This window comes from Microcella sp., assembly GCF_040286215.1.
GTDB lineage: Bacteria > Actinomycetota > Actinomycetes > Actinomycetales > Microbacteriaceae > Microcella.
Genome location: NZ_JAVKCK010000021.1, coordinates 203,175 through 225,662, shown reverse-complemented (window position 1 = coordinate 225,662; position 22,488 = coordinate 203,175). Strand labels below are relative to the sequence as shown.

Annotated in this window: 26 protein-coding genes and 1 pseudogene; 20 read left to right on the top strand and 7 right to left on the bottom strand. The window is 70.7% G+C overall.

Going from position 1 to position 22,488, the window contains the following annotated elements; genetic code table 11:
* Positions 1-21 precede the first annotated feature (21 nt).
* The 3 genes from RJQ01_RS11055 to RJQ01_RS11045 are packed head-to-tail and all read left to right on the top strand — an operon-like array spanning position 22 to position 1,268.
* A complete protein-coding gene (locus RJQ01_RS11055) occupies positions 22-294 on the top strand; it encodes a zinc-binding dehydrogenase (RefSeq protein WP_350476827.1) in 273 nt (90 codons plus the stop codon).
* A gap of 29 nt (positions 295-323) precedes the next feature.
* Positions 324-1,043 (top strand): DUF4386 domain-containing protein, encoded by a 720-nt coding sequence (locus RJQ01_RS11050; protein WP_350476777.1) that lies wholly within the window; start codon positions 324-326, stop codon positions 1,041-1,043.
* 48 nt (positions 1,044-1,091) lie between these two features.
* A complete protein-coding gene (locus RJQ01_RS11045; protein WP_350476776.1) occupies positions 1,092-1,268 on the top strand; it encodes a hypothetical protein in 177 nt (58 codons plus the stop codon).
* A gap of 70 nt (positions 1,269-1,338) precedes the next feature.
* On the opposite strand, the gene RJQ01_RS11040 is transcribed toward RJQ01_RS11045, so the two are convergent.
* Positions 1,339-2,001, bottom strand: coding sequence for a hypothetical protein (locus RJQ01_RS11040; RefSeq protein WP_350476775.1), 663 nt, complete (start codon positions 1,999-2,001; stop codon positions 1,339-1,341).
* A gap of 83 nt (positions 2,002-2,084) precedes the next feature.
* Between RJQ01_RS11040 and RJQ01_RS11035 the strand changes: the two genes are divergently transcribed.
* A complete protein-coding gene (locus RJQ01_RS11035; RefSeq protein ID WP_350476774.1) occupies positions 2,085-2,525 on the top strand; it encodes a fluoride efflux transporter FluC in 441 nt (146 codons plus the stop codon).
* Positions 2,522-2,884: a fluoride efflux transporter CrcB gene (gene crcB / locus RJQ01_RS11030; RefSeq protein WP_350476773.1), complete on the top strand. Its 363-nt coding sequence runs from the start codon at positions 2,522-2,524 to the stop codon at positions 2,882-2,884. The genes RJQ01_RS11035 and crcB overlap by 4 nt, the downstream gene beginning before the upstream one ends.
* On the opposite strand, the gene RJQ01_RS11025 is transcribed toward crcB, so the two are convergent.
* Together RJQ01_RS11025 and RJQ01_RS11020 are read right to left on the bottom strand one after the other, a co-directional pair.
* Positions 2,849-3,046: a hypothetical protein gene (locus RJQ01_RS11025; protein WP_350476772.1), complete on the bottom strand. Its 198-nt coding sequence runs from the start codon at positions 3,044-3,046 to the stop codon at positions 2,849-2,851. The genes crcB and RJQ01_RS11025 overlap by 36 nt on opposite strands.
* A gap of 2 nt (positions 3,047-3,048) precedes the next feature.
* The gene (locus tag RJQ01_RS11020; protein WP_350476771.1) at positions 3,049-4,152 is read right to left on the bottom strand and encodes an NAD(P)-binding domain-containing protein; all 1,104 of its coding nucleotides are present in this window, start codon (positions 4,150-4,152) and stop codon (positions 3,049-3,051) included.
* A 161-nt stretch (positions 4,153-4,313) separates the two neighbouring features.
* On the opposite strand from RJQ01_RS11020, the gene RJQ01_RS11015 reads away from it, so the two are divergent.
* The gene (locus tag RJQ01_RS11015; RefSeq protein WP_350476770.1) at positions 4,314-4,526 is read left to right on the top strand and encodes a DUF3073 domain-containing protein; all 213 of its coding nucleotides are present in this window, start codon (positions 4,314-4,316) and stop codon (positions 4,524-4,526) included.
* A 37-nt stretch (positions 4,527-4,563) separates the two neighbouring features.
* Here the strand turns inward: RJQ01_RS11015 and purM are convergent, their stop codons facing one another.
* The gene (gene purM, locus RJQ01_RS11010) at positions 4,564-5,658 is read right to left on the bottom strand and encodes a phosphoribosylformylglycinamidine cyclo-ligase (protein ID WP_350476769.1); all 1,095 of its coding nucleotides are present in this window, start codon (positions 5,656-5,658) and stop codon (positions 4,564-4,566) included.
* Positions 5,659-5,731: 73 nt separating this feature from the next.
* Here purM and purF point away from each other — a divergent pair, with 73 nt between their 5' ends.
* Positions 5,732-7,189 (top strand): amidophosphoribosyltransferase, encoded by a 1,458-nt coding sequence (gene purF / locus RJQ01_RS11005; protein ID WP_350476768.1) that lies wholly within the window; start codon positions 5,732-5,734, stop codon positions 7,187-7,189.
* On the opposite strand, the gene RJQ01_RS11000 is transcribed toward purF, so the two are convergent.
* Positions 7,186-7,551: a hypothetical protein gene (locus tag RJQ01_RS11000; protein WP_350476767.1), complete on the bottom strand. Its 366-nt coding sequence runs from the start codon at positions 7,549-7,551 to the stop codon at positions 7,186-7,188. The genes purF and RJQ01_RS11000 overlap by 4 nt on opposite strands.
* 35 nt (positions 7,552-7,586) lie before the next feature.
* Complete coding sequence (locus tag RJQ01_RS10995; protein WP_350476766.1) at positions 7,587-7,964, bottom strand: sterol carrier family protein; 378 nt, start codon at positions 7,962-7,964, stop codon at positions 7,587-7,589.
* Positions 7,965-8,014: 50 nt separating this feature from the next.
* Here RJQ01_RS10995 and purD point away from each other — a divergent pair.
* From purD to RJQ01_RS10970, 5 genes and pseudogenes are all read left to right on the top strand, one after another.
* Positions 8,015-9,267: pseudogene (purD, locus tag RJQ01_RS10990) on the top strand (phosphoribosylamine--glycine ligase).
* Positions 9,268-9,280: 13 nt separating this feature from the next.
* A complete protein-coding gene (locus RJQ01_RS10985; RefSeq protein ID WP_350476765.1) occupies positions 9,281-10,159 on the top strand; it encodes a phosphoribosylaminoimidazolesuccinocarboxamide synthase in 879 nt (292 codons plus the stop codon).
* A gap of 115 nt (positions 10,160-10,274) precedes the next feature.
* Positions 10,275-11,066 carry an SGNH/GDSL hydrolase family protein gene (locus RJQ01_RS10980; RefSeq protein ID WP_350476764.1) on the top strand — a complete coding sequence of 264 codons (792 nt, stop codon included), beginning with the start codon at positions 10,275-10,277 and terminating at the stop codon, positions 11,064-11,066.
* A gap of 39 nt (positions 11,067-11,105) precedes the next feature.
* Entirely contained in the window at positions 11,106-11,885 is a 780-nt protein-coding gene (locus tag RJQ01_RS10975) for an SGNH/GDSL hydrolase family protein (RefSeq protein WP_350476763.1), read from the top strand.
* Entirely contained in the window at positions 11,882-12,562 is a 681-nt protein-coding gene (locus RJQ01_RS10970) for a nucleoside/nucleotide kinase family protein (RefSeq protein ID WP_350476762.1), read from the top strand. The genes RJQ01_RS10975 and RJQ01_RS10970 overlap by 4 nt, the downstream gene beginning before the upstream one ends.
* A 24-nt stretch (positions 12,563-12,586) precedes the next feature.
* Here the strand turns inward: RJQ01_RS10970 and RJQ01_RS10965 are convergent, their stop codons facing one another.
* Positions 12,587-13,762 (bottom strand): mechanosensitive ion channel family protein, encoded by a 1,176-nt coding sequence (locus RJQ01_RS10965; protein WP_350476761.1) that lies wholly within the window; start codon positions 13,760-13,762, stop codon positions 12,587-12,589.
* A gap of 119 nt (positions 13,763-13,881) precedes the next feature.
* Between RJQ01_RS10965 and purS the strand changes: the two genes are divergently transcribed.
* The 8 genes from purS (at position 13,882) to RJQ01_RS10925 (ending at position 22,479) form a co-directional block, all read left to right on the top strand.
* On the top strand, positions 13,882-14,151 hold the full coding sequence (purS, locus tag RJQ01_RS10960; protein WP_350476760.1) for a phosphoribosylformylglycinamidine synthase subunit PurS: 270 nt from the start codon (positions 13,882-13,884) through the stop codon (positions 14,149-14,151).
* Positions 14,151-14,849: a phosphoribosylformylglycinamidine synthase subunit PurQ gene (purQ, locus tag RJQ01_RS10955; protein WP_350476759.1), complete on the top strand. Its 699-nt coding sequence runs from the start codon at positions 14,151-14,153 to the stop codon at positions 14,847-14,849. Before purS ends, purQ begins: the two co-directional genes overlap by 1 nt.
* Before the next feature lie 148 nt (positions 14,850-14,997).
* Complete coding sequence (locus RJQ01_RS10950) at positions 14,998-15,558, top strand: hypothetical protein (RefSeq protein ID WP_350476758.1); 561 nt, start codon at positions 14,998-15,000, stop codon at positions 15,556-15,558.
* The gene (locus tag RJQ01_RS10945) at positions 15,555-16,112 is read left to right on the top strand and encodes a TetR family transcriptional regulator (RefSeq protein WP_350476757.1); all 558 of its coding nucleotides are present in this window, start codon (positions 15,555-15,557) and stop codon (positions 16,110-16,112) included. The genes RJQ01_RS10950 and RJQ01_RS10945 overlap by 4 nt, the downstream gene beginning before the upstream one ends.
* 20 nt (positions 16,113-16,132) lie before the next feature.
* Entirely contained in the window at positions 16,133-16,645 is a 513-nt protein-coding gene (locus tag RJQ01_RS10940; protein WP_350476756.1) for a DUF3817 domain-containing protein, read from the top strand.
* A gap of 280 nt (positions 16,646-16,925) precedes the next feature.
* Positions 16,926-17,705, top strand: a complete 780-nt coding sequence (locus RJQ01_RS10935; protein WP_350476755.1) for a CPBP family intramembrane glutamic endopeptidase — start codon at positions 16,926-16,928, stop codon at positions 17,703-17,705.
* A 50-nt stretch (positions 17,706-17,755) separates the two neighbouring features.
* A complete protein-coding gene (purL, locus tag RJQ01_RS10930; RefSeq protein WP_350476754.1) occupies positions 17,756-20,068 on the top strand; it encodes a phosphoribosylformylglycinamidine synthase subunit PurL in 2,313 nt (770 codons plus the stop codon).
* A 2-nt stretch (positions 20,069-20,070) separates the two neighbouring features.
* On the top strand, positions 20,071-22,479 hold the full coding sequence (locus RJQ01_RS10925) for an HAD-IC family P-type ATPase (RefSeq protein ID WP_350476753.1): 2,409 nt from the start codon (positions 20,071-20,073) through the stop codon (positions 22,477-22,479).
* The last annotated feature ends 9 nt before the right edge of the window (positions 22,480-22,488 follow it).

Sequence of the window (22,488 nt, the reverse complement as noted above, 5' to 3'; positions counted from 1 at the left end):
CACCCCGAGGGCACGCTCGTCATCGTCGGTGGCGAAGACGGCGGCAAGCTCACCGGTGGCATTCAGCGTCAATTCGGTGCGCGCATCCGTTCGGCTTTCACCCGCCGTCGCCTCGGCTTCTTCATCTCGTCCGAGTCACGAGCCGGGCTGCCCGAGCTCGCGCGACTGGTTTCCTCCGGCCAGCTCCGTTCCACCGTCGACGTGGTGCGCCCGCTCTCCGCGGTGCGCGAGGCGATCGACGACCTCTCGGCCGGTCGCATCCGCGGCAAGGCCGTTCTCCACGTGGCGTCCTGAGCGCCACACCTACCGAAAGGAAACACATCATGTCCACCCTCATCGATTCGTCGCGGCGCACCGCCGCTCGCGTGGCCGGTGTCGGCTATCTGGCACTGTTCGTTCTCGCGATCTTCGCCAACTTCATCGTCAAGCAGGGGATGATCGACCCCAGCGACGCGGAGGCCACGGTCGCGGCGATCCGCGAGCAGGAGACCCTGTTCCGCACCGGCCTCGCCGCCTTCGTCGCGGTCTTCCTCATCGACATCCCCGTCGCGTGGGCCCTCTACGTGCTGTTCGCCCCGGGCGGGCGTGCGCGATCGCTGCTCATCGCCTGGTTCCGCATCGCCTACACCGTGATGCTCGGTGTCGCCACCGTGTTCCTGTTCCTCGCCCTCGAGATCGCGAACGGCGCGGTCGGCCTCGGCCCGGATGCCGCGTTGCTCATGGTGAGCGCGTTCGACTTCGCGTGGTTCGTGGGGCTCAGCGCCTTCGGCTTCCACCTCGTGCTGCTCGGTGCGCTCATCGTGCGCACGCGCATCGCACCGAGGGCCATCGGAGTCATCCTCGCTGTCGCCGGAGCCGCCTACGTGGTCGACACGGCTGCGCACGTGCTGGTCGCCGACTACGCCGCCATCGCCGACGTCATGCTCGCGATCGTCGCGATCCCGTCCATCGTGGCCGAATTCGCGTTCACGATCTGGCTGCTTCTCGCGGGCCGCCGGTCCAGTGCCGTCACGCGCGACCCTGCGAGCGCCCCCACCGTCTGATCGTCACCCCATCCGCATCACCCACACACACGCAAGAAGGAGAAGTACATGTCTGACCAGAAGAACACCCGCACCACCACCCGCCTGCCCGAGGAGCGCCTCCTGCAGTTTCGTTGGCACGGCTTCGGCTCACCGGTCGGCCTCGGCCGCGGCCTCGTGAGCGTGGGAGCGTTCTTCGCGCTCTTCGCCGTCGGCCTGCAGGCCCTGTCGTCGATCGGCTACTGATCCCCCTCCATCAGCCCCGGACTCAGGTCCGGGGCTGATGCGTGTCTGCGGCGAGGCTCCAGATGGGCGGCTAGCCGACCCAGCGCAGCGGCAGGTAGAGGTCTTGCACGCGGTCAGCTGAGGCCGTGTGGTCGTTGCGCGTGTAGAGCCCGCACTCGACCTGTGCGCAGTCGACGTTCTCGTCGGCGGCGGGCGGCAGCTCGAGATAGGCGGTGAAGGTGCCGGTCTCGCCGTCGTCGTAGGCGCGCGCGCCGAAGAGCCGCCAGGCGAAGGCCTCGTTGATCCAGTTGGACGCGGCGTACTGCACGACGCCTTCCTCGAACTCGTCGACCTCTTGCGATCCGACTCCCCCGAGGCACGGACCGGGCTTGCCGTCGAGCTGCTCAGGTATCGCGCACACGGCGACGTAGAGACCGCGCGAGCCGTCGTACCCCTCGCCCGAGACGACGAGGCGGTCGCCCGCGCTCACGGCGTCGAGCTCGGGCGCATCCCCGTCGGGCGTCTCCACCGTGAGGGTGCGCGTGCGCTCGTCGTCCCCGGTCGCGGTCACAGTCGTCGGGTACCCGTCTGTCACGCGCGCCTGCCCGGAGGAGCCCTGCGGCGTGGCGAGCAGGATGGGCACGACGACGATCGCGACGAGCACGAGCACGACGGCGAGGAGCCCGCCGACGATCCACGGCCAGCGGCGGCGACGACGACGCGGCCACGGGGCGGAGGGGGCGGCGTCAGTCACGCGCTCAGTGTAGTGAGGGCACATCGGTGGCAGCAGTGCCGGTGCTTCCCCGCCGCGGCCATGGCGCGGCTAGGCTCGCGCAGGTGACGGCACGGGTGCGCAACAGAGTGGGCGCGAGCCCTCGTGAGCTCCTCGCCGTGGTCGTCGGCGGGCTCATCGGCACGACCCTGCGGGTGCTCATCGATGTCGCAGTCGTGCACGACCTCGACGAGTTCGCCTTGAGCACCCTGCTCGTCAACACCGTCGGATCCTTCGTGCTCGGCCTGCTGGTCGCCGCCCTGTGGCCTCGCGTGCCGGGCTGGGTGCGGGTGGGGCTCGGGCCGGGCATCCTGGGGTCGTTCACGACGTTCTCAGCGCTCGCGGTCTCGATCGTCGCCCTCGCACAGGCGGGGGACATCGCGGGCGCGGTGCTGTCGGTCGTGCTCAGCATCGGGTTCGGGATGCTCGCCGCCTGGCTCGGCCTCGTGCTCGGTTCCCGGCTCACGCAGCGGCAGTCGCCCGACATGGATGAGGTGCGCGAGTGACCCCCCTCGTGCTGCTCGCGGTCGCCGTGGGCGGAGCCCTCGGCGCCGTCCTCCGTCAGCTCACGTCGGTCGCTCTCGCGGGCCGCGGCCGCATTCCGTGGGGCGTGCTCGTGGTCAACGTCGTCGGGTCGTTGCTCGCCGGGCTCGCGCTCGCCCTCCCGCTCGACCCTACGGTGCAGCTGATCATCGTCAGTGGCCTGTGCGGAGGCCTGACCACCTTCAGCACTTTCGCCGTCGAGACGATCCAGCTCGTGTCGGAGGGCAAGCACCGCGCCGCGCTCGCGAACGTCGCCTTCACCCTCGCCCTCGCCGTGCCCGCCGCGCTACTGGGCCTCGCCGCCGCGACCCTCGTCGCCTGAGCTCTCGCGCGCCGCACGCTCGGCAGCCTCCGCCGCCCGCCGCTCGGCCAGCTTCTGCCGCGTCGGCGGAATCACCACCGTGAAGAAGATCACCCCGATGACGAGCAGGATGGCCCCGAGCACGAGGGGCGTCACGATCAGGACAATCGTGATCAAGTCCATGGCTACCTCCCCATCTTGCTGAGCGTCGCGACGACCTGCCGCGCAATGTTGCGGCCGGCCCGGTTGGCGCCGATCGTGGAGGCTGACGGGCCGTAGCCGGCGAAGAAGATGCGCGGGTCGCGCTCTGAGTGGTGGCTCGCGACGGTCACGCCGCCCTCTTTCTCGCGCAGCTTGAGCGGGGCGAGGTGCCGCAGCTCGGGGCGGAATCCCGTCGCCCACACGATCGCTTGCGCGGGCTGGAACACGTCGAACTCGTCCCAGCGCACGCCATCGACCTCGATGCGGTCGAACATGGGCCGATACTCGAGCACGCCGCGGTCGACGGCGGCCTGGATGCGCCGCGTGCGGGGCACGCCCGTGCCGCTCACGATGCTCGGCAGGGCGCGCCCGGCGCGCGCCGCGTCGTCCTGCGCGGCGACGGCCTTCTCGGCCGCCTCGAGGTTGAGCACGGCCTCGTCGAGGAACTGCGGCGGTCTCCGCGTCGCCCAGGTGATGCTGCGCGCGTGCGGCTCCAGTTCGAGGATGAAGCCGATCGCGCTCGTGCCGGCGCCGACCACGACGACGTCCTGATCGACGAAGTCGGTCGCATCCGTGTACTCGGCCGTGTGCACGTGGCGGCCGGCGAAATCGCGGATGCCCGGGTAGTGGGGCACGAACGGCGAGCCCCAGGTGCCGGTCGCGTTGACGATCGTCGACCCCGCCAGCTCCAACTCGCCGTTCTCCGTCTGGAAGCGCACCCGCAGCGGCCCTCCGAGATCCTCCACGCGCGTGACCGTCGCCGGCCGCACGACCTGCAGGCCGTAGTGCTCCTCATACTGCGCGTAGTAGTCGGCGACGACCTCCCGCGCTGGCGCATGGTGGTCGGCGGTCTCGAAGCTCAGCCCCAGCTCGTCCATGCCGGGCAGGTCGTTGACGCGGTGGGCCGAGCCAAGCCGCAGCGCCTCCCAGCGGTGCTGCCACGCCCCGCCCGTGCGCGGCCCGCGGTCGAGCACCACGAACTCCTCGCCCGGCTCGAGGCCGAGCCGGCGCAGGTAGAAGGCCACAGAGAGGCCCGCCTGGCCCGCGCCGATGACCACGCAGGAGGTGGTCAGGTCGGGCTCGCTCACCCGCCCTACGCTACCGGGCGCACCCTCGCGCGACAGCCGCTGGGGGGCTCGTCGAGCGGGGCTCGCGTGATAAACTCCGCAACAGTTTTTGTATCATCCCGACTCGACGCGCTCGGTTCTTCACCGGGCCACTCGTCGACACACTTGTGAGGGGGTCACGCATGGGGCGCGGCCGACAGAAGGCGAAGCACACCAAGGTGGCACGGGAGTTGAAGTACTCGACCCCGAACACCAACCTCAGCGCGCTCGAGCGCGAGCTCGGTGTGCCTTCCAGCGAACCCGACTACGAGGACAAGTGGGCGCACCTCGTCAGCGATGATGACGAGCTCGACGACGACGAGGACGACACGGAAGACGACGCCCGCACGGCGTAGCCGCCTCCCTCGCCGCGTGCGGTTCGGGATGCTCCGCTCAGGCCCGGTACGAGCCCACGAGCCGAGCCGCTCCTCCCGTGACACCCTTCGCACCCTGCTCGAAACCGTCGAGGTCGCGCGCCGTCGTCGACACCGTGCCCGCCGCCCAGGCACGCACTGAGCGCGACTCGAGGGCCGCGACGATGTCGGCCGCGCGGTCCTGCGCGACGACAGCGAGCATCCCGATACCCACGTTCCACGTTCCCTCGGTCGACTCGAGGCTCTCGCCGGCGAGGTCGGCCAGCACGCGGAACACGCGCGGCGGGCTCCACGTTCCCCGCTCGAGCTCGACCCAGCTGCCGACCGGCAGCACGCGGGCAAGGTTCGCCGCGATGCCTCCGCCGGTGACGTGGCTGAGGGCGTGCACCGCCCCGGGATGCTCGGCCAGCAGCTCGAGCAGTGGCCGGGTGTAGAGCGCAGTGGGGGTCAGCAGCGTCTCGCCGACGACGCCCCCGAATTCGGCCAGCTCGTCGTGGTACCCGATGCCGCGCTGGGCCAAGATGTGCCGCACGAGCGAGAAGCCGTTGCTGTGCAGGCCGCTCGAGGCCATCGCGATCACGACGTCGCCGTCGCCGACGCGCTCCGGCCCGAGCAGCTCGTCGGCCTCGACCACGCCGACCGCGGCGCCCGCGACGTCGTAGTCGTCGGGCCCCAGCAGCCCGGGGTGCTCGGCGGTCTCCCCGCCGACGAGCGCGGTGCCCGTCGCCGCGCACGCCTCGGCGATGCCCCGCACGATGTCGGCGATGCGCTCGGGGTGCAGCGTGCCGCACGCGATGTAGTCGGTCATGACGAGAGGCTTCGCGCCGACGACGACAATGTCGTCGACGACCATCGCCACGAGGTCCTGCCCGATCGTGTCGTGGATGTCGAGGGCCTGCGCGATCGCGACCTTCGTGCCGACGCCGTCTGTGCTCGAGGCGAGCAGGGGGCGGCGGTAGCCGAGCAGGGCGCTTGCGTCGAAGAGGCCCGCGAAGCCGCCGACGCCGCCGACGATCTCGGGGCCGTGCGTGGCTGCCACGGAGGCCTTCATGAGCTCGACGGCGCGGTCGCCCGCAGCCGTGTCGACCCCTGCCGCGGCATAGGAGTTGGTCATGCGTTCATCCCATCCGCGGTCTGTCAGACTGGTGCCAAGCAGTCACCACTCTACGGTCTGGAGCAGGCACCGCATGTGCGGCATCGTGGGTATCGTCTCGTCGAGCCCCGTCAATCAGCAGGTCTATGACGCACTCGCCCTCCTGCAGCATCGGGGTCAGGATTCGACCGGCATCGCGACCGCCGAAGGCCGAGTTCTTCACTTCGTCAAGGCGAAGGGCCAGGTGCGCGAGGCCTACCGCACGCGCGACATGCGCTCGCTGCTCGGCACGATGGGGCTCGGCCACGTGCGCTACGCGACGCGCGGCTCCGCCTCCAAGGAGGAGGAGGCGCAGCCGTTCTACGTGAACGCGCCGTACGGCATCATCCTCGTCCACAACGGCAACCTCACGAACACGCGCGAGCTCACCCGCGAACTGTTCGAGATCGACCGGCGGCACCTCAACACGAACAGCGACACCGAGCTGCTCGTCAACGTGCTCGCCCACGAGCTGCAGGCCCAGGTGCGCGGCGACGACCTCGACCCCGACCAGGTGTTCGCGGCGATCAGCCGCCTGCACGAGCGCGTCGAGGGCTCGTACGCGGCGATCGCGCTCATCGCCGGTCACGGGATGCTCGCCTTCCGTGATCCGTTCGGCATCCGCCCGCTCGTGCTCGGGCGCCGCACGACGGGCCTCACCGGCGACGAGTGGATCGTCGCGAGCGAGTCGCTCGTGCTCGAGGCCGGCGACTACGAGATCGTGCGCGACCTCGCCCCCGGCGAAGCCGTGTTCATCGCCTCGAACGGCGAGATGGTCTCACGCCAGTGCGCCGTCAACCCTCGTCTCGCGCCCTGCTCGTTCGAGTACGTCTACCTCGCGCGCCCCGACTCGATCATGAACGGCATCTCGGTCTACGAGGCGCGGCTGCGCCTGGGCAACCGCTTGGCCACCTCCATTGAGCGCTACGCGCCGACGGGCAACATCGACGTCGTCATGCCCATCCCCGACTCCTCACGGCCCGCGGCCATGCAGGTGGCCCAGAAGCTCGGCATCGAGTACCGCGAAGGCTTCTACAAGAACCGATACGTGGGCCGCACGTTCATCATGCCCGGGCAGGCCGCGCGAAAGAAGAGCGTCAAGCAGAAGCTGAACGCCATGTCGAGCGAGTTCGCCGGCAAGAACATCCTCATCGTCGACGACTCGATCGTGCGCGGCACGACCTCGCGCGAGATCGTCGAGATGGCGCGCGCGGCCGGTGCGAACGAGGTGACCTTCACCTCGGCGGCGCCGCCCGTGCGCTACCCGCACGTGTACGGCATCAACATGCCCACCTCACACGAGCTCGTCGCCCACGGCCGGAGGATTCCCGAGATCGCCCAGGAGATGGGGGCCGATCACCTCATCTACCAGGAGGTGGAGGACATGCAGGCGGCCATCCTCGAAGGCAGCGGCATCACCGAGCTCGAGATGAGCTGCTTCACCGGCGAGTACATCACCGGCACGGTGAGCCCCGAGTACCTCGCGTGGGTCGAGGCCAACCAGAACAGCTAGTCCGTGGCCGGGCGCTCATCGACCTGCGGCTGCGCCGCCTCACGGTCCGCCGCCTCACGCTCCACGGCCTCACGCTCCACCGCTACCGTGCGCGTGCGCCGACGGGAGCGGCGGTCTGCGACGATCGCGATGACGGCACCCAGCAGCACCCCGGCCGAGATGCCGTACAGCGAGAAGTAGGCGAGCGAGGCCGCGAAGCCCACACCGGGGTCTGCCTCGTAGAGACTCGTGACGACGAGCGTCGCGAAGAACCCGAGGAAGCCGCCGACGACGAGGAACGCCCCGATGCGGGGAGCGCGGCGCACCGTCACGCGGTCGCGCGCGGGCTGGTCGTCGGAGGCGGGGCTCGGCTGGTCGCTCACACCCCCATTCTCTCGCACCGCGACTGCGTCCGTGCTCAGGAAAGGTCGAGCGGGAACAGCGCCGACAGGTCGGAGCGGCTGCCCGACGCACGGACGCGACCGGCCTGCGCCGCCTGCGACCACGGGATGCCGCCGGTCGCGATCTCGAGAAACGTCGACGCATCGACCTCGACGATGTTGGGCGGCGTGCCGCGCGTGTGCCGCGGACCCTCGACAATCTGCACCGCACCGAACGGGGGAACACGCACCTCCACCGAGCGGCCCGGCGCCGCCTCAGCGAGCAGCTGCAGCGCGTAGCGCACGGCAAGTGCGAGCGTCTCGCGCTCGGCACGAGCATCCCCGTCAGCGCTCGCCGCGGTGACCGCCTGCACGGCTGCCCGCCCCTCGGTGTCGTCGATGCGAGGCCTGGCCATGCCCCGAGAGTACGCCGCACAGGCGCGCGCCGCGTCAGTAGGCTGTGCGAGTGAGAATCCTCGTCCTCGGCTCGGGCGCGCGCGAGCACGCCATCATCACCGCACTGCTCCGAGAGCAGCGCGCAACACCCCACGAGATCACCGCAGCGCCCGGCAATGCCGGCATCGCCGCCGTCGTGCCGACCGTCGCCCTCGACGCGACGCAGGGCTCCGTGGTCGCCGACTACTGCGTCGACAACGACATGGAGCTGCTCATCATCGGCCCCGAGGCGCCACTCGTCGCCGGTGTCGCCGACGCGGTACGGCAGCGCGGCATCGCCGTGTTCGGGCCCGGCGCCGCCGCCGCCCAGCTCGAGGGCTCGAAGGCGTTCGCGAAGCGCATCATGAACGCCGCGGGCGTGCCCACGGGACGGGCCGTGCGCGCTGGCACCCTCGCCGACGTCGAGGCCGCGCTCGACGAGCTGGGCGCCCCGCACGTCGTCAAGGCCGATGGTCTCGCCGCCGGTAAAGGTGTGATCGTCACCGACGACCGCGCCGCCGCCCTCGCGCACGCCGAGAACTACCTGCAGCAGGGCGGTGTGCTGGTCGAAGAGTTCCTCGCCGGTCAGGAGGTCTCCCTCTTTCTCCTGAGCGACGGCCACACCGTGCTGCCGCTGAGCCCGGCGCAGGACTACAAGCGCGCCCTCGACGGGGAAGCCGGCCCGAACACGGGTGCATGGGCGCCTACTCCCCCCTGCCGTGGGCTCCCGAAGGCTTCGTCGACGAGGTCATCCGCACGGTCGCCGAGCCGACCATCCGCCAGCTCGATGAGCAGGGCACCCCCTTCATCGGCCTGCTCTACTGCGGTCTCATCGTCACCGAGCAGGGCATCCGCGTCATCGAGTTCAACGCCCGCTTCGGCGACCCCGAGACCCAGGTCGTGCTGCCGCGCCTGATCACGCCGCTGAGCGAGCTACTGTTCTCGGCGAGCACCGGCCAGCTCGCCGGGCGGCCATACCCCGAGTTCACCGATGAGGCGTGCGTCTGCGTCGTGCTGGCAAGCGAGGGATACCCCGAGACCTCCGCGCCGAGTCGCCCGCTCACGGGGCTCGACCAGGCCGCCGCCGTCGAGGGAGTGCACCTGTGCCATGCGGCCACCGCGCGCACCGCCGACGGGTTTGTCGCGACGGGCGGCCGAGTGCTGAGCGTCGTCGCGACCGGTTCCGGCTTCGCGCAGGCCCGCGAACGTGCCTACGAGGCGATCGGCCGTATCGGGCTCGAGGGCGGCCAGTACCGCAGCGACATCGCGGCGCGAGCCGTCTGATGGGCGCTCTCTGATGGCGGATGCTCCCGCCACGCCCGGCTGGACTCACGTCTACTCGGGCAAGGTGCGCGACCTCTACGAGCACGCCGATCACCCGGCACTCCTGCTCGTCATCGCGAGCGACCGGGTCAGTGCCTTCGACCATGTGCTCGAGCCGGGCATCCCGGGCAAAGGCGCCCTGCTGACCCAGCTGACGCGCTGGTGGTTCGGGCGTCTCGCCGTGCCGAACCATCTCGCGGTCGTCGACACCGGCGGCCCCACCCTGCCCCCGGTTCCTGCGGAGCTCGCCGACCGCGCGATGCTCGTGAAGCGGCTCGACATGCTGCCAATCGAGTGCGTCGTGCGCGGGTACCTCACCGGCTCCGGCTGGGCCGAGTACCGCGAGTCGGGCACGGTGTGCGGCATCCCGCTGCCGGCAGGCCTGCGCGACGGCGACCGCCTGCCCGGGCCGCTCTACACTCCCGCCTTCAAGGCGCCGCTCGGCGAGCACGACGAGAACATCACCTTCGAGCGCTCGGTGGAGCTGGTCGGGCTCGACCGGGCCAGGCAGCTGCGGGATGCGTCGCTCGCGATCTTCGCCGCCGCATCGTCGATCGCCGCCGAGCGGGGCCTGCTGCTCGCCGACACCAAGGTCGAGTTCGGCGCCGACCCGGCCACAGGCGTGCTGACCCTCGGAGACGAAGTGCTGACAAGCGACAGCTCGCGGTACTGGGACGCCGAGCTGTATGCGGCCGGCGGCCCCTCCCGGCTCGACAGCTTCGACAAGCAGATCGTGCGCGACTGGCTCGCCGCGCACTGGAACAAGCAGGGCACCCCGCCGGCGCTTCCCCCCGAGATCGTCGAGCGCACCGCCGCCCGCTACCGCGAGCTGCTCACCCGCCTCACGGCATAACCCCCGCACGTTGTGCCAGATCTGACGCGATGGGGCGTTTGCCCGCGGCTCGAGCGCCCTTCTGGGTCAGATCTGACCCAGAAGGGGGTGGGGGCGGGCGCCTAGACTCGCGGGCGTGAGCGAGTTCAGACCCCCGCGCCGGCTGCGCCTGAGCCGCGCGATCGCGGCGGCGCAGGCACCCGTGCTGCTGCCGCAGGGGCGCCGACTGCGCGCGAGCACGCCGCGGCTGCCGGATGCTCCGCTCCCCTGGCACGGGCGCGTCGACGGCCGCGGCGAGAGCGCCGCGAGCGGAGCATCCCGCCCCCTTCGCCTGCTCGTCATCGGCGACTCGACCGCGGCGGGTGTGGGAGTCGACCACGCCGACCTGGGGCTCGGGGGCCGCCTCGCCGAGGCGCTCTCCGCACGCACGGGTCGCCCGGTGCAGTGGTGGGCGGCCGGGCGCAACGGCGCGACCGCGCGCGACCTCGTCCGGCAGTTTCTGCGGCCGGCGCTCGAGCAGCCCTACGACCTCGTGTTCCTCACGGTCGGCGCCAATGACGCGCTCGGCCTGCGGTCGGCCCGCGCGTTCCGCCGCGACATCCGGCGCATCCTCGAGCGCACCTTCGCCGCGCATCCGCAGACGGCGCTGCTCATGTCGTCCCTGCCGGCCTTCTTCCGTTTTCGCCTGCTGCCCGATCCGCTGCGGCGCAGCCTATACCGGCACTCGCAGGCGCTCGAGAGGGAGGCGCGCGCCCTCGTGGATGCTCACCCGCGGTCGCACATGTCACCACCCCCGCCGCCGTACACAGAGGGCTTCTTCGCGAGCGACGAGTTTCACCCGAGCGCGATCGGGTACCGCGACTGGGCCGAGTTCGCCGTCGACGATGCCGACAGCGTGGGGTTTCTGCGCCTGCTCGACGACCACTGACCCGGCTCCGCGCCTGCGGCCCGCCGTAGACTCGCGACCGTGTCCGCCCCCACGTCACTACCGCAGAGCGCCCGACCCTTGCGCGGTCGCCGGCTCAGCAGAGCGATCGCCCTCGCTCTCGCCCCCGTGCTCGTGCCGCAGACGGTGAAGCTGCGCAGCACGGTGCCGAAGCTGCCGGAGGCACCGCGCCCGTGGGAGGGCGGCGGCGGCACCGACCCGCTGCAGCTACTCGTGCTGGGCGACTCCATGGCGGTCGGGGTGGGCGTCGACGACGCCTCCGAGGGGCTCGCCGGGCACCTCGCGACGGGGCTCACGGCGCGCACCGGGCATCCCGTGCGATGGCGCGCCCGGGGGCGCAACGGGGCGACCGCGCGCGACGTCATCGACGACCATCTCGCGGAGGCGCTGAGCGAGCCGGTCGACCTCATCGTGCTGAGCATCGGGGCGAACGACGCCATGCAGGTGCGCTCCGATCGGGCGTTCCGGCGCGACGTGAAGCGCATCCTGAACGCCATCGGCACGGCGCACCCGGGCGCTATCGTGCTCATCGGGGCACTGCCCGCGTTCCACCGCTTCGCGATTCTTCCCGAGCCGCTGCGCAGCACGCTCTCCCTGCACGCGCGCGCGCTCGACGTGGCGGCCCGGCGCGCGCTCGAGAGATTCCCACGAGCGCATATGTCGCCCGAGCTGCCTCCCTACAGCGAGGGCTTCTTCGCCACCGACGACTTCCACCCGAGTGCGCAGGGGTACCGCGAGTGGGCAGAGTTCGCACTCGATGACGCGTGGTCGCACGGTATCGCGCGGGTTCTGCCCTCGTGACCCGAGCGCGCGGCGGCACGGCAGGCGACCACCGGCGGCCAGAGCGGCTCATCGGCATCCCCGCGCTTGCGCGCGTCATCGAGGGGATGCGCGCCGAGCACCCGGCGCGGTCGGGTCGCCTGCTCGTGGGGCTGGTCGGGGCACCGGGCGCGGGCAAGTCGACGGTTGCCGCCGAGCTCGCGGCGCGAGTGCCGGGCGTCGCGGTGCTGCCCATGGACGGCTTCCATCTGCCTCAGGCGCGCTTGCGGCAACTCGACCGGCGCGAGCGCATGGGCGCCCCTGACACGTTCGACGTGGCGGGGTTCGCCACTCTGCTCGCGGCGCTGCGCGATGTCGACAACTCAGGACGAACCGTGCTCGCCCCCGGCTTCGCCCGTGAGATCGAGGAGCCCGTGGCCGACCAGATCGCACTTCGTCCTGAGTTGTCCACCGTCATCGTGGAGGGCAACTACCTACTGCTCGACGACGCCGGCTGGGGGGCGGTCGCACCGCTGCTGCATGCCACTGTCGGCATCGTCATCGACGACGCCGTGCGCCGCGATCGGCTCATCGAGCGCCATATCGCCTTCGGCAAGTCTCCGGATGCTGCGCGCACCTGGGCTCTCGGCCCCGACGAGCGCAACGCGGTCGCGATCGCGGCGACGCTCGAGCGGGCGGACTACCTGCTCAGCCCCTGACGTGCGCGCGCCGTGCTCGCGCGATCATGTGTCGGCCGTGCCCACCCCGTCACCGGCGGCGAGCGCCGACGCGGCGTCGTCTTCGTCGGCGTGCTCGACGCCGTCGGCGAGCGCCCGCCGCGACTCGGCCCGTTCGATGCTCTGGTTGCGCGAGGTGACGCGGCTGCGCGGCAGGATCTCGGGCTGCTGGTCGTGTACCCACTGCACGAGCTTCTCGCGCACCAGGCATCGCAGGTCCCACAGCGTTGGTGCGCTGCTTGCGCTCATGACGGCGCGAATCTGCACGAAGCCGCCGGTGGCGTCGGTGACGACGACGCCCGACACGCGCCCGTCCCACATGTCGGTGTCGGCGAGGATGCGGTCGAGCTCGTCGCGCACGGCGGCGGGGCTGACGGTCCAGTCGACGTCGAGGTAGACGGTGCCGAGGAGGTCGGAGCTTTCGCGGGTCCAGTTCTGGAAGGGCGTGGTGGTGAAGTAGGTAGAGGGAAGCACGAGACGACGTAGGTCCCAGGTGTTGATGACGACGTAGGTGAGGGTGATCTCTTCGACGCGGCCGTACTCTCCTTCGGCGATGACGACGTCGTCGATGCGCAGCGCGTCGCTGAAGGCGAGCTGCATGCCGGCGAAGAGGTTGGCGAGGCTCGACTGAGCGGCGAGGCCGGCGACGACGCTCACGAGTCCGGCGGAGGCGAGGAGGCTCGCTCCGGCAGCCTGTGCACCGGGGAACGTGAGGAGGATCGCCGCGACGGCGAGGATGACGATGAGGGCGGCGGCGAGGCGACGCAGGATGGTGATCTGCGTCTGCATGCGCCGCGCGACGCGGTTGTCGGGGCCGGTGACCTCGCTCGCGTCGTAGCGCAGCATGAGGCGGTCGAAGAAGAGCCGCACGATGGCGGAGATGAACCACGCGCCAGCGGCGATGGTCACGATGACGAAGATGCGCGTGTAGACGCCGAGCCAGAGCTCGGCGGGCAGCGAGATGGCGAGCGCGATCCACACGGCGATGATGAGGAGGAGCACTCGGAACCGCCGCCGCGACGGCCCGAAGGTGGCGTACACCCCGGCCCAGCGGCGGGCGACGAGCCGCACGATGAGGGAGATGACGGCGACGACGAGCACCACTGCGACGAGCGCGATGAGCAGGGAGATACCGACGTCGGCGAGCACGGGCCAGTCGATGTCGAGGGTCCAATCGGGCATGGCGACTCCTTCTTCTCGAGCGCGGGCGGCTCGGGTCGGGCGGGGTGGTCGTGCCTTCCAGGGTAACCACGCCGGTAGACTCGTCCTCGACCCCACCCGTCTTATGCAGGGAGCTTTCTGTGCCCACGATCGTCGTCGAGGTCATGCCCAAACCCGAGCTGCTCGACCCGGCGGGCAAGGCTGTTGCGGGTGCTCTGCACCGTCTCGGCCACGACCGCGTCAGGGATGTGCGCATCGGCAAGCGCTTTGAGCTCACGGTCGACACGGTCGACGAGGAGCTGCTGGCGAGCATCGAGACGGTGGCCGCCGACATTTTGTCGAACGATGTGATCGAGACGGTGCTGTCGGTGGAGGTTCTTGACGAGAGCCCTGCGGGAGAGACGCACTGATGCGCGTCGGGGTCATCACCTTCCCCGGCTCTCTCGATGATCGCGATGCGATGCGCGCGATCCGGCTGGCGGGCGCCGAGCCGGTAGCGCTGTGGCACGGCACGCACGACCTCATGGGTGTGGACGCGATCGTGCTGCCGGGCGGTTTCAGCTACGGCGATTACCTGCGGTGCGGAGCGATCGCGGCGCACTCGCCGATCATGGCGGAGGTCGTCGATGCGGCGAACAGCGGGATGCCCGTCCTGGGCATCTGCAACGGCTTCCAGATCCTCGTGGAGACCCACCTGCTGCCGGGCGGGCTCGTGCGCAACGATCACGGCGACTTCATCCGCCGCGATCAGAGGCTGCGCGTGGAGAGCACCGAGTCGGTGTGGACGAGCGGGTTCGAGCCGGGCCAGGAGATCACGATCCCGCTGAAGAACGGCGAGGGCGGATTCATCGCCGATGACGAGACCCTCGATCGTCTGGAGGGCGAGGGCCTCGTGGCATTCCGCTACCTCGGCGTGAATCCGAACGGTTCGCTGCGCGACATCGCGGGTCTGCGCAACGAGCGCGGCAACGTGGTCGGCCTCATGCCGCACCCCGAGCACGCGGTGGAGCCGGGCTTCGGGCCTGACACGCCGCTCGCGATGCGCTCCGGCGTGGACGGTCTGACGTTCTTCACGAGCGTCCTCACCGCGACTTTCGCTTCGGCCTGACCCGCCTGCACTCCAGCCACACCGTCGGAGTGGTGCCCACGCGCATCGTGGGGGCGCTTACGCTCCGACGTTGTGGAAGCCCGTGCAGCGCGAGCCCCCGCGACTCACGCTCTTGCTTCGGTACCGACCAGTCGGTATGTTCGTGCCCATGAGCGCCGTCCGCATCCCCTCAGGCCTGCACGAGGTGCTCGGCGAGCGACAGTCCCGCCTCGCCCTCGTGCTCATCGCGGCGGCCGCCGCCGCGGCCGTGCTCGCGCTGGCTCCCGCCCTCGCCGACGTGCCCGTCTGGCGCGCGGCGCTCGCCGCCCTGATGGTCGCCGACATCGGTGCGGGTGCGATCGCGAATCTCACGAGGGGCACGACGGACTTCTACGCGGCACGCCCCGGCCTGCGCTGGGTCTTCATCGCCGTGCACGCGCACCTTCCTCTCGTCGCCCTTCTCCTCGATCTCGCCCTCACCCCGACGCTTCTCGCCTGGGCGGCGACGATCATCGCCGCGACCGTCGTGAACCTGCTTCAAGGTCACCCCGAGCAACGCGTCGTCGCCGGGGTGCTCCTCGCGGTCATCCTGTGTACGCTGCCGCTCCTCCCCGAACAGAGCCCGGTCCTCCTGATCGTGAGCGCGCTCTTCGCTCTCAAGGTCGTCTATGCCTTCGCCGTCGACCACCGCCGGGAGGCGCGCGAGCAGAGCACGGCGGTTCCGCGATGACGACGCGAGCACGCGACGAGATCGTGGAGGCGGCGTTCCGGCTGTTCGTCGAGCGCGGCTACGAGGCGACGAGCCTCGCCCGCATCCTCGACACCGTGCCGTACTCCAAGGGCGCTGTTTACCACCATTTCGCGAGCAAGGAAGCCCTGCTCGACGCCGTCATCGAGCGGTTCTTCAGCTCCCTCGTGAATCCTTCCGCGTCCCCGCGCCCGACCGAGCCGCGAGCACTCGCCCACCGCATGGTGGACGACTACGTCGACGCGATCGACGCCGTGGCGCCCTATGCGCCCCCCACGGCCTACTACGCGTTCCTCACCTCGGTGGCGCCGCGGGCGCGCGCGGCCCTCGCCGCGGCGCACGCGGCGAGCGCCGCCGAGCTCGCTGTCGCCCTCGACACCGTCGCCGTGTCGACGGACGCAGCGCTCGACCTCGCGCGAGACCTCATCGCCCTGGTCGAAGGCGCAGGGATGCTCGCGGCACTGCGCGGTGACCCTCTCGATCGCGCAGCCCTGCACGCGGCCGTCGACCGCGCGCTCCCATCGACTTCTGGGTGAAGTCTGGTGTGCTGATCACCATGACGATCACGCCGCCTACAGCCGCTCCCGCCGTCGCCGCCCCCCGCACGACCCTTACCCCGAAGAAGCTCTACCGCATCGTCGCGATTGCCGAGGCGATCACTTGGACTCTCCTCATCACCGGGCTCATCCTCCGCGCCACGAACGATCTCGCGATCGCGGTGACGATCGGTGGCAGCATTCACGGTTTCGTGTTCCTCGCCTATGGGGCCACCGCGATCCTGACCGCCATCAACCAGCGCTGGAGCGTGGGCCTGAGTGTGCTCGCCGTCATCACCGCGGTCATCCCCTACGCAACGATCCCGTTCGACATCTGGGCGCACCGCACCGGCAGATTGGAGGGCGACTGGCGCCGCGAGGCCACCGATGACCCGCGCGATCAGCGCTGGTTCGACCGAGTGGTGCGCTGGATGCTGAACCACCCGTACCTGCTGGCCGCACTCATCCTGCTCGCGGTCGTGGTGCTCTTCACGGTGCTGCTCATCCTCGGCCCGCCCGTACCCAAGTCCTGAGGGGGCGAGGGGCTCGCAGTACGGCGCCCTGCCGCACGGGGGCTCGGAGCAGCCCCGCGACTACTGGTTGACGGCGGCGCCGAGGAACATGGCGCCCACGAACACGAGCACGGCGATCACGGCATACGTCCACACGGTTTTGGCGCTCATGGCTCTCCTCGGGTCGGGGGCGGGGCGGGTTCGGGGCGGCACCTCCAGCCTACGGCTCTCCCTCCACCGTGACGGAGCGGCGAGCTGTCGAGGGCTGTCGCCCCGGGGCGCCCGTCGCTAGAGTCCTGGTGTGGATGGCACCGCACCCGCCCCTGCATCGACGTACGTGCGAGCCCCCTTCCGGTCGTTCGCAGGGCTGACCGTCTCGACCGCGCTCGCTCTCCTCCTCCTGTTCAGCATCCTGCGCGTCGTGTTGGTGCTCGGCGCGAACGTCACCGGCTCGTATCAGTTCGTGAGTCTCGTCTTCGTCGCCATGGCGGTGCTGCCCTGGGTGCTGCTCTCGCGCAGCGGTCGCCTGCGCATCGGCGTGCAGGCACCCCGTCGCTGGTGGCTCGTGCTCGCGTCCCTTCTGGCTGGTGCCCTCGCCTGCCTCCTCGTGGCCGGCGTCTTCGGCGCTCTCTGGGGGCAGTCGATCGCCAACGCCTTCGTCTACGTGGCCGGTTCCTACGGGGCGCTGCCGAGCCCGCTCGCCGACTCCGATCGCCTGATTTTCTTTCTCGTCTTCGCCGCGATCGCCGCGATCTTCAGCCCCATCGGGGAGGAGCTCTTCTACCGCGGGGTCGTGCACGAAGGGCTCGCCACGCGGATGGGCCACGGTCGGGCATCCCTCGTCGATGCCGCCGCCTTCGCCCTCGTGCACCTCGCGCACTTCGGCGTCGTGTTCGTCGCGGGCGCCTGGGCCCTCCTGCCCCTGCCCGCGCTGGTCTGGGTCATCTCGATGTTCGCCGTCTCGCTTCTGTTCCGAGCCAGTCGCGTCATCACCGGCTCTATCGTCGGCGCGATCGCCGCCCATGCCGGCTTCAACGTCGCCATGACCGCGGTCATCTTCTTCGTGCTCGACGTTCTGTAGCCGGGAGCCCGCACCGCGGCGGCACGGGCGCCGCCGATAGGCTTGACCACGTGACGAGCCCCGCGACGATTCCCGCTCCCGACACCGTGGCGAACGCCGCCGCAACGCCCGAGAAGCACCAGCCGTTCGAGGCTCTCGGCCTCAAGCCCGACGAGTACGAGGCCATCACGGCCCTGCTCGGCCGCCGCCCGACGAGCGGCGAGCTGGCCATGTACTCGGTCATGTGGAGCGAGCACTGCTCGTACAAGTCGTCGAAGGTGCACCTGCGCCAGTTCGGCCAGAAGGTCTCCGACGAGATGCGCGAGCACCTCATGGTCGGCATGGGCGAGAACGCGGGCGTCGTCGATGTCGGCGAGGGCTGGGCCGTCACCTTCAAGATCGAGAGCCACAACCACCCGAGCTACATCGAGCCGTTCCAGGGGGCAGCGACCGGCGTCGGCGGTATCGTGCGCGACATCATCTCGATGGGCGCGCGGCCGGTGGCGGTCATGGATGCTCTGCGCTTCGGCGCCATCGACCACCCCGACACGGCGCGCGTCGTGCCCGGTGTCGTGAGCGGTATCAGCCACTACGGCAACTGCCTCGGGCTGCCCAACATCGGCGGCGAGACGTCCTTCGACGCCGTGTACCAGGCGAACCCGCTCGTCAATGCGCTGGCGGTGGGGGCGTTGCGGCACGAGCATCTGCACCTCGCCAATGCCCGCGGCGTCGGCAACAAGGTGGTGCTCTTCGGCGCGCGCACCGGCGGCGACGGCATCGGCGGCGCGAGCATTCTCGCGAGCGACAGCTTCAGCGAGGGCGGCCAGACGAAGCGCCCAGCCGTGCAGGTGGGCGACCCGTTCGCCGAGAAAGTGCTCATCGAGTGCTGCCTCGAGCTGTATCGCGGCGAGCTCGTGGAGGGCATCCAAGATCTGGGTGCCGCCGGCATTTCGTGCGCGACGAGCGAGCTCGCCGCGAACGGCGACGGCGGCATGGTCATCGACCTGGACGCCGTGCTGCTGCGCGACCCGAGTCTCACCGCCGAGGAGATCCTCATGTCGGAGAGCCAGGAGCGCATGATGGCCATCGTGCACCCCGACAAGCTCGCGGCGTTCCTCGCCGTGACGGAGAAGTGGGATGTCGAGACGAGCGTGCTCGGCGAGGTCACCGACACGGGTCGGCTGGTCATCCACTGGCGCGGCGAGACGATCGTCGACGTCGACCCGAAGACGGTCGCGATCGACAGCCCCGTCTACGAGCGGCCCCTCGCCCGGCCCGAGTGGCAGGACGCCCTGCAGGCCGACAGTGCCGCCGCCCTGCCCCGTCCCGCCGATGACGCCGAGCTGCGCGCGCAGGCGCTGCGGGTGCTGGGCGCCCCCAACCTCGCCGACACGAGCTGGATCACCGACCAGTACGACTACTACGTCATGGGCAACACCGCGCTCGCGACGCCCGACGACGCCGGCATGATCCGCATCGACGAGGAATCCGGCCTCGGCGTCGCGCTCGCGACCGACGCAAACGGCCGCTACTGCCAGCTCGACCCCTACGCGGGCGCGCAGCTGGCCCTCGCGGAGGCGTACCGCAACGTCGCGGCGACGGGTGCCGTGCCGCGCGCGGTGAGCGATTGCCTCAACTTCGGCAGCCCCGAGAACCCGGCCGTCATGTGGCAGTTCGCCCAGGCCGTGACGGGTCTCGCCGACGCGTGCCTCGAGCTGGGCATCCCGGTCACGGGCGGCAACGTCTCCTTCTACAACCAGACCGGCGACGTTCCCATCCACCCGACCCCCGTCGTCGCGGTGATGGGCGTCATCGACCACGTCGACCGTCGCCTGCCCTCGGGCTGGCAGGACGAAGGCGAGAACCTCTACCTGCTGGGCGTGACGCGCGACGAGCTCGACGGCTCCGTGTGGGCCGGCACGATCCACGACCACCTCGGCGGCCTGCCGCCCCGGGTCGACCTCGCCGCCGAGCGCAACCTCGCCGGGCTGCTCGCGGCCGCCGCGGAGGAGGCGCTCGTGACGAGCGCGCACGACCTCTCCGACGGCGGACTGCTCGCGACCCTCGCGGAGGGCGTGCTGCGCTTCGGCGTCGGTGCCCGCGTCTGGATCACCGAGCTCATGGAGAGGGATGGGGTGGATGCTCTCGCCGCACTCCTGGCCGAGTCCACGGCCCGCGTGCTCGTGTCGGTGGCCCGGGAGGACGACGTGAAGTTCCGCGGCCTGTGTGCGGGGCGCGACGTGCCGGTGCTGCGCGTCGGCGTGACCGACGGCGAGGTCGACGGCCTCGAGATTCAAGACCGCTTCACACTCACCGACGCCGAGTTGCGCCGCGCTCACCGCGACACCTTGCCCGCGCGCTTCGGCCCCCTCGTCGCAGGCTGATCATGCGAGGGCTCAGCATGGCGGAGGTGCGCGAGCGCCTCGAACGCGGTCAGGGCAATGCGATGCCGAGCGACACGGGCCGCTCGTTCTGGCGCATCATGCAGGCCAACCTGTTCACGCTCTTCAATCTCATCGTGGGCGGAGCCTTTGCGCTGCTGCTCGTGCTCGGCTACTGGCAGGATGCCCTGTTCGGCCTCTTTGTCATCGCGAATGTCGTCATCGGGGTGGCGCAGGAGTTCCGGGCCAAGATCACCCTCAGCAGGCTTGCTGTGCTCAACGCGCCCCGGGCGCGCGTGCTGCGCGACGGTGCGACGGTCGAGACCCCCACGCCGGAGGTCGTGCTCGACGACATTCTCGTTCTCGCCGCGGGCGACCAGGTCACCGCCGACGCCGAGGTGATCGAGGCGCATGGGCTCGACATCGACGAGTCGCTCCTGACGGGCGAAGCCGACCCCGTCGCGTCTGGCCCGGGCCGTGAGCTCATGTCGGGCTCGACGGTCGTCGCGGGCAGCGGGCTCGCCCGGGTGATCCGCGTCGGCGGCGACTCCTACGCCGCGCGCATCACCGCCGAGGCGAAGCAGTTCTCCCTCGTGCGCAGCGAGCTGCGCGGCGGCATCGCCCGCATCATCCGTTGGATCACCGTGCTGCTGCTGCCCGTCGGTGCGATCGTCGTCAACGGGCAGATGCAGGCGGTCGGCGGCTGGGCGGTCGCGATCGAGTCGGGCGCGTGGCGCGAGGCGGCTGTCGCGGCGACGGCGAGCCTGATCGCGATGATCCCCCAGGGGCTCGTGTTCATGACAAGCGTCGCGCTTGCGGTCGGCGCCGTGAAGCTCGCGCAGCACGAGGTGCTCGTGCAGGAGCTCGCCGCCGTCGAGGGCCTCGCGCGCGTCGACATGCTGTGCCTCGACAAGACGGGCACGCTCACCGAGGGCCGCATGGTGCTCGACGCCGTCGAACCGCTCCGAAGCGACGCGCTTCCCGCTGCGGCGCAGGCTGCGCTCGCGTGGATGGGTGCCGACCGCGACGCGAATGCGACGAGCCGTGCCCTCGTGGAACGCTTCACCTCGCCGCCGGCCGAGCGTCCGATACGCGCGATCGAGTTCTCGAGCCGTCGCAAGTGGAGCGCCGTCTCCTTCGCCGACGGCCCTGCGCGCGGAACGTGGGTGCTGGGTGCGCCCGACATCGTGCTGGCCGACGTGCCCGATGCGGCGGATGCTCTCGCCCTGTTCGACGAGCGCGCGACGGCCGGCGAGCGCACGGTCGTGCTCGCGCGCACCGACGTCGTGCTCGACCCGCCTGTCGAGGCACCCGCGGGCGAGCGCCTGCCCGAGCCCGACCTGCCCGGCGAGCTCACCGCCTTGGCCCTCGTCTCGTTCCGCGAGAAGGTGCGCGAGGACGCCCACGAGACGCTCGGCTACTTCCGTGAGCAGGAGGTCGAGCTGTGCGTCATCTCGGGCGATGACCCGCGCACGGTCGCCGCAGTCGCGCGCGAGGCGGGCATCCGCCATGACGGCCCGGGGTTCGACGCCCGCCAGCTGCCCGACCCCGACAGCGACGGTGCAGACGCAGCCCTCGACGAGATCATGCGCACCCATCGCGTCTTCGGGCGTGTGACGCCCGAGCAGAAGAAGGCCATGGTGCTGTCGCTGCAGCGGCTCGGCCACACGGTCGCGATGACCGGTGACGGCGTCAACGACGCTCTCGCGCTCAAGCATGCCGACCTCGGCATCGCGATGGGCTCGGGTGCGGCGGCCACCCGCGCTGTCGCGCGCCTCGTGCTGCTCGACGGCCAGTTCAGTCGTCTGCCCCGCGTCGTCGCGGAAGGTCGGCAGGTCATCGCGAACGTCGAGCGGCTCGCCAAGCTGTTTCTCTCCAAGACGACCTACGCGATCCTCTTCGCGGTGGTGTTCGGCGCGCTCCTGTGGCCGTTCCCGTTCTTGCCCCGCCAGCTGTCGATTGTCGACGGGCTCACGATCGGCCTGCCCGCGCTCGTGCTGGCACTGCTGCCGAACATTCAGCGCTACCGGCCCGGTTTTCTCACGCGTGCCGCGCGGTTCTGCATCCCTTCGGGTCTCGTCGTGGGGGGCACGCTCATCTCGGTCGTCGCCTACGCCTACCTCGGCGGCTACGCCCCGCCGGTCGTGCAGACCACCGCCGTCATCACTCTCACGCTCACCGCTTTGTGGGTGCTCGTGATTCTCTCCCGACCGTTCACTGTCCTCACCGGCCTCGTCGTCGTCGCCGCCTATGCGGGACTCGGGGTCGTCTTCGCGATCCCCGCCGCCGTGGAGTTCCTGCAGCTCGGCGAAGCCCCGGCCGAGCTGGTGCTCGTGGCTGTGGGAGCGAGTGCGATCGGATCGCTGCTGCTGGAGGTCATGCACCGCGTCGTCAGCCGCAGCGACCCGCGCTGAACGACCGGC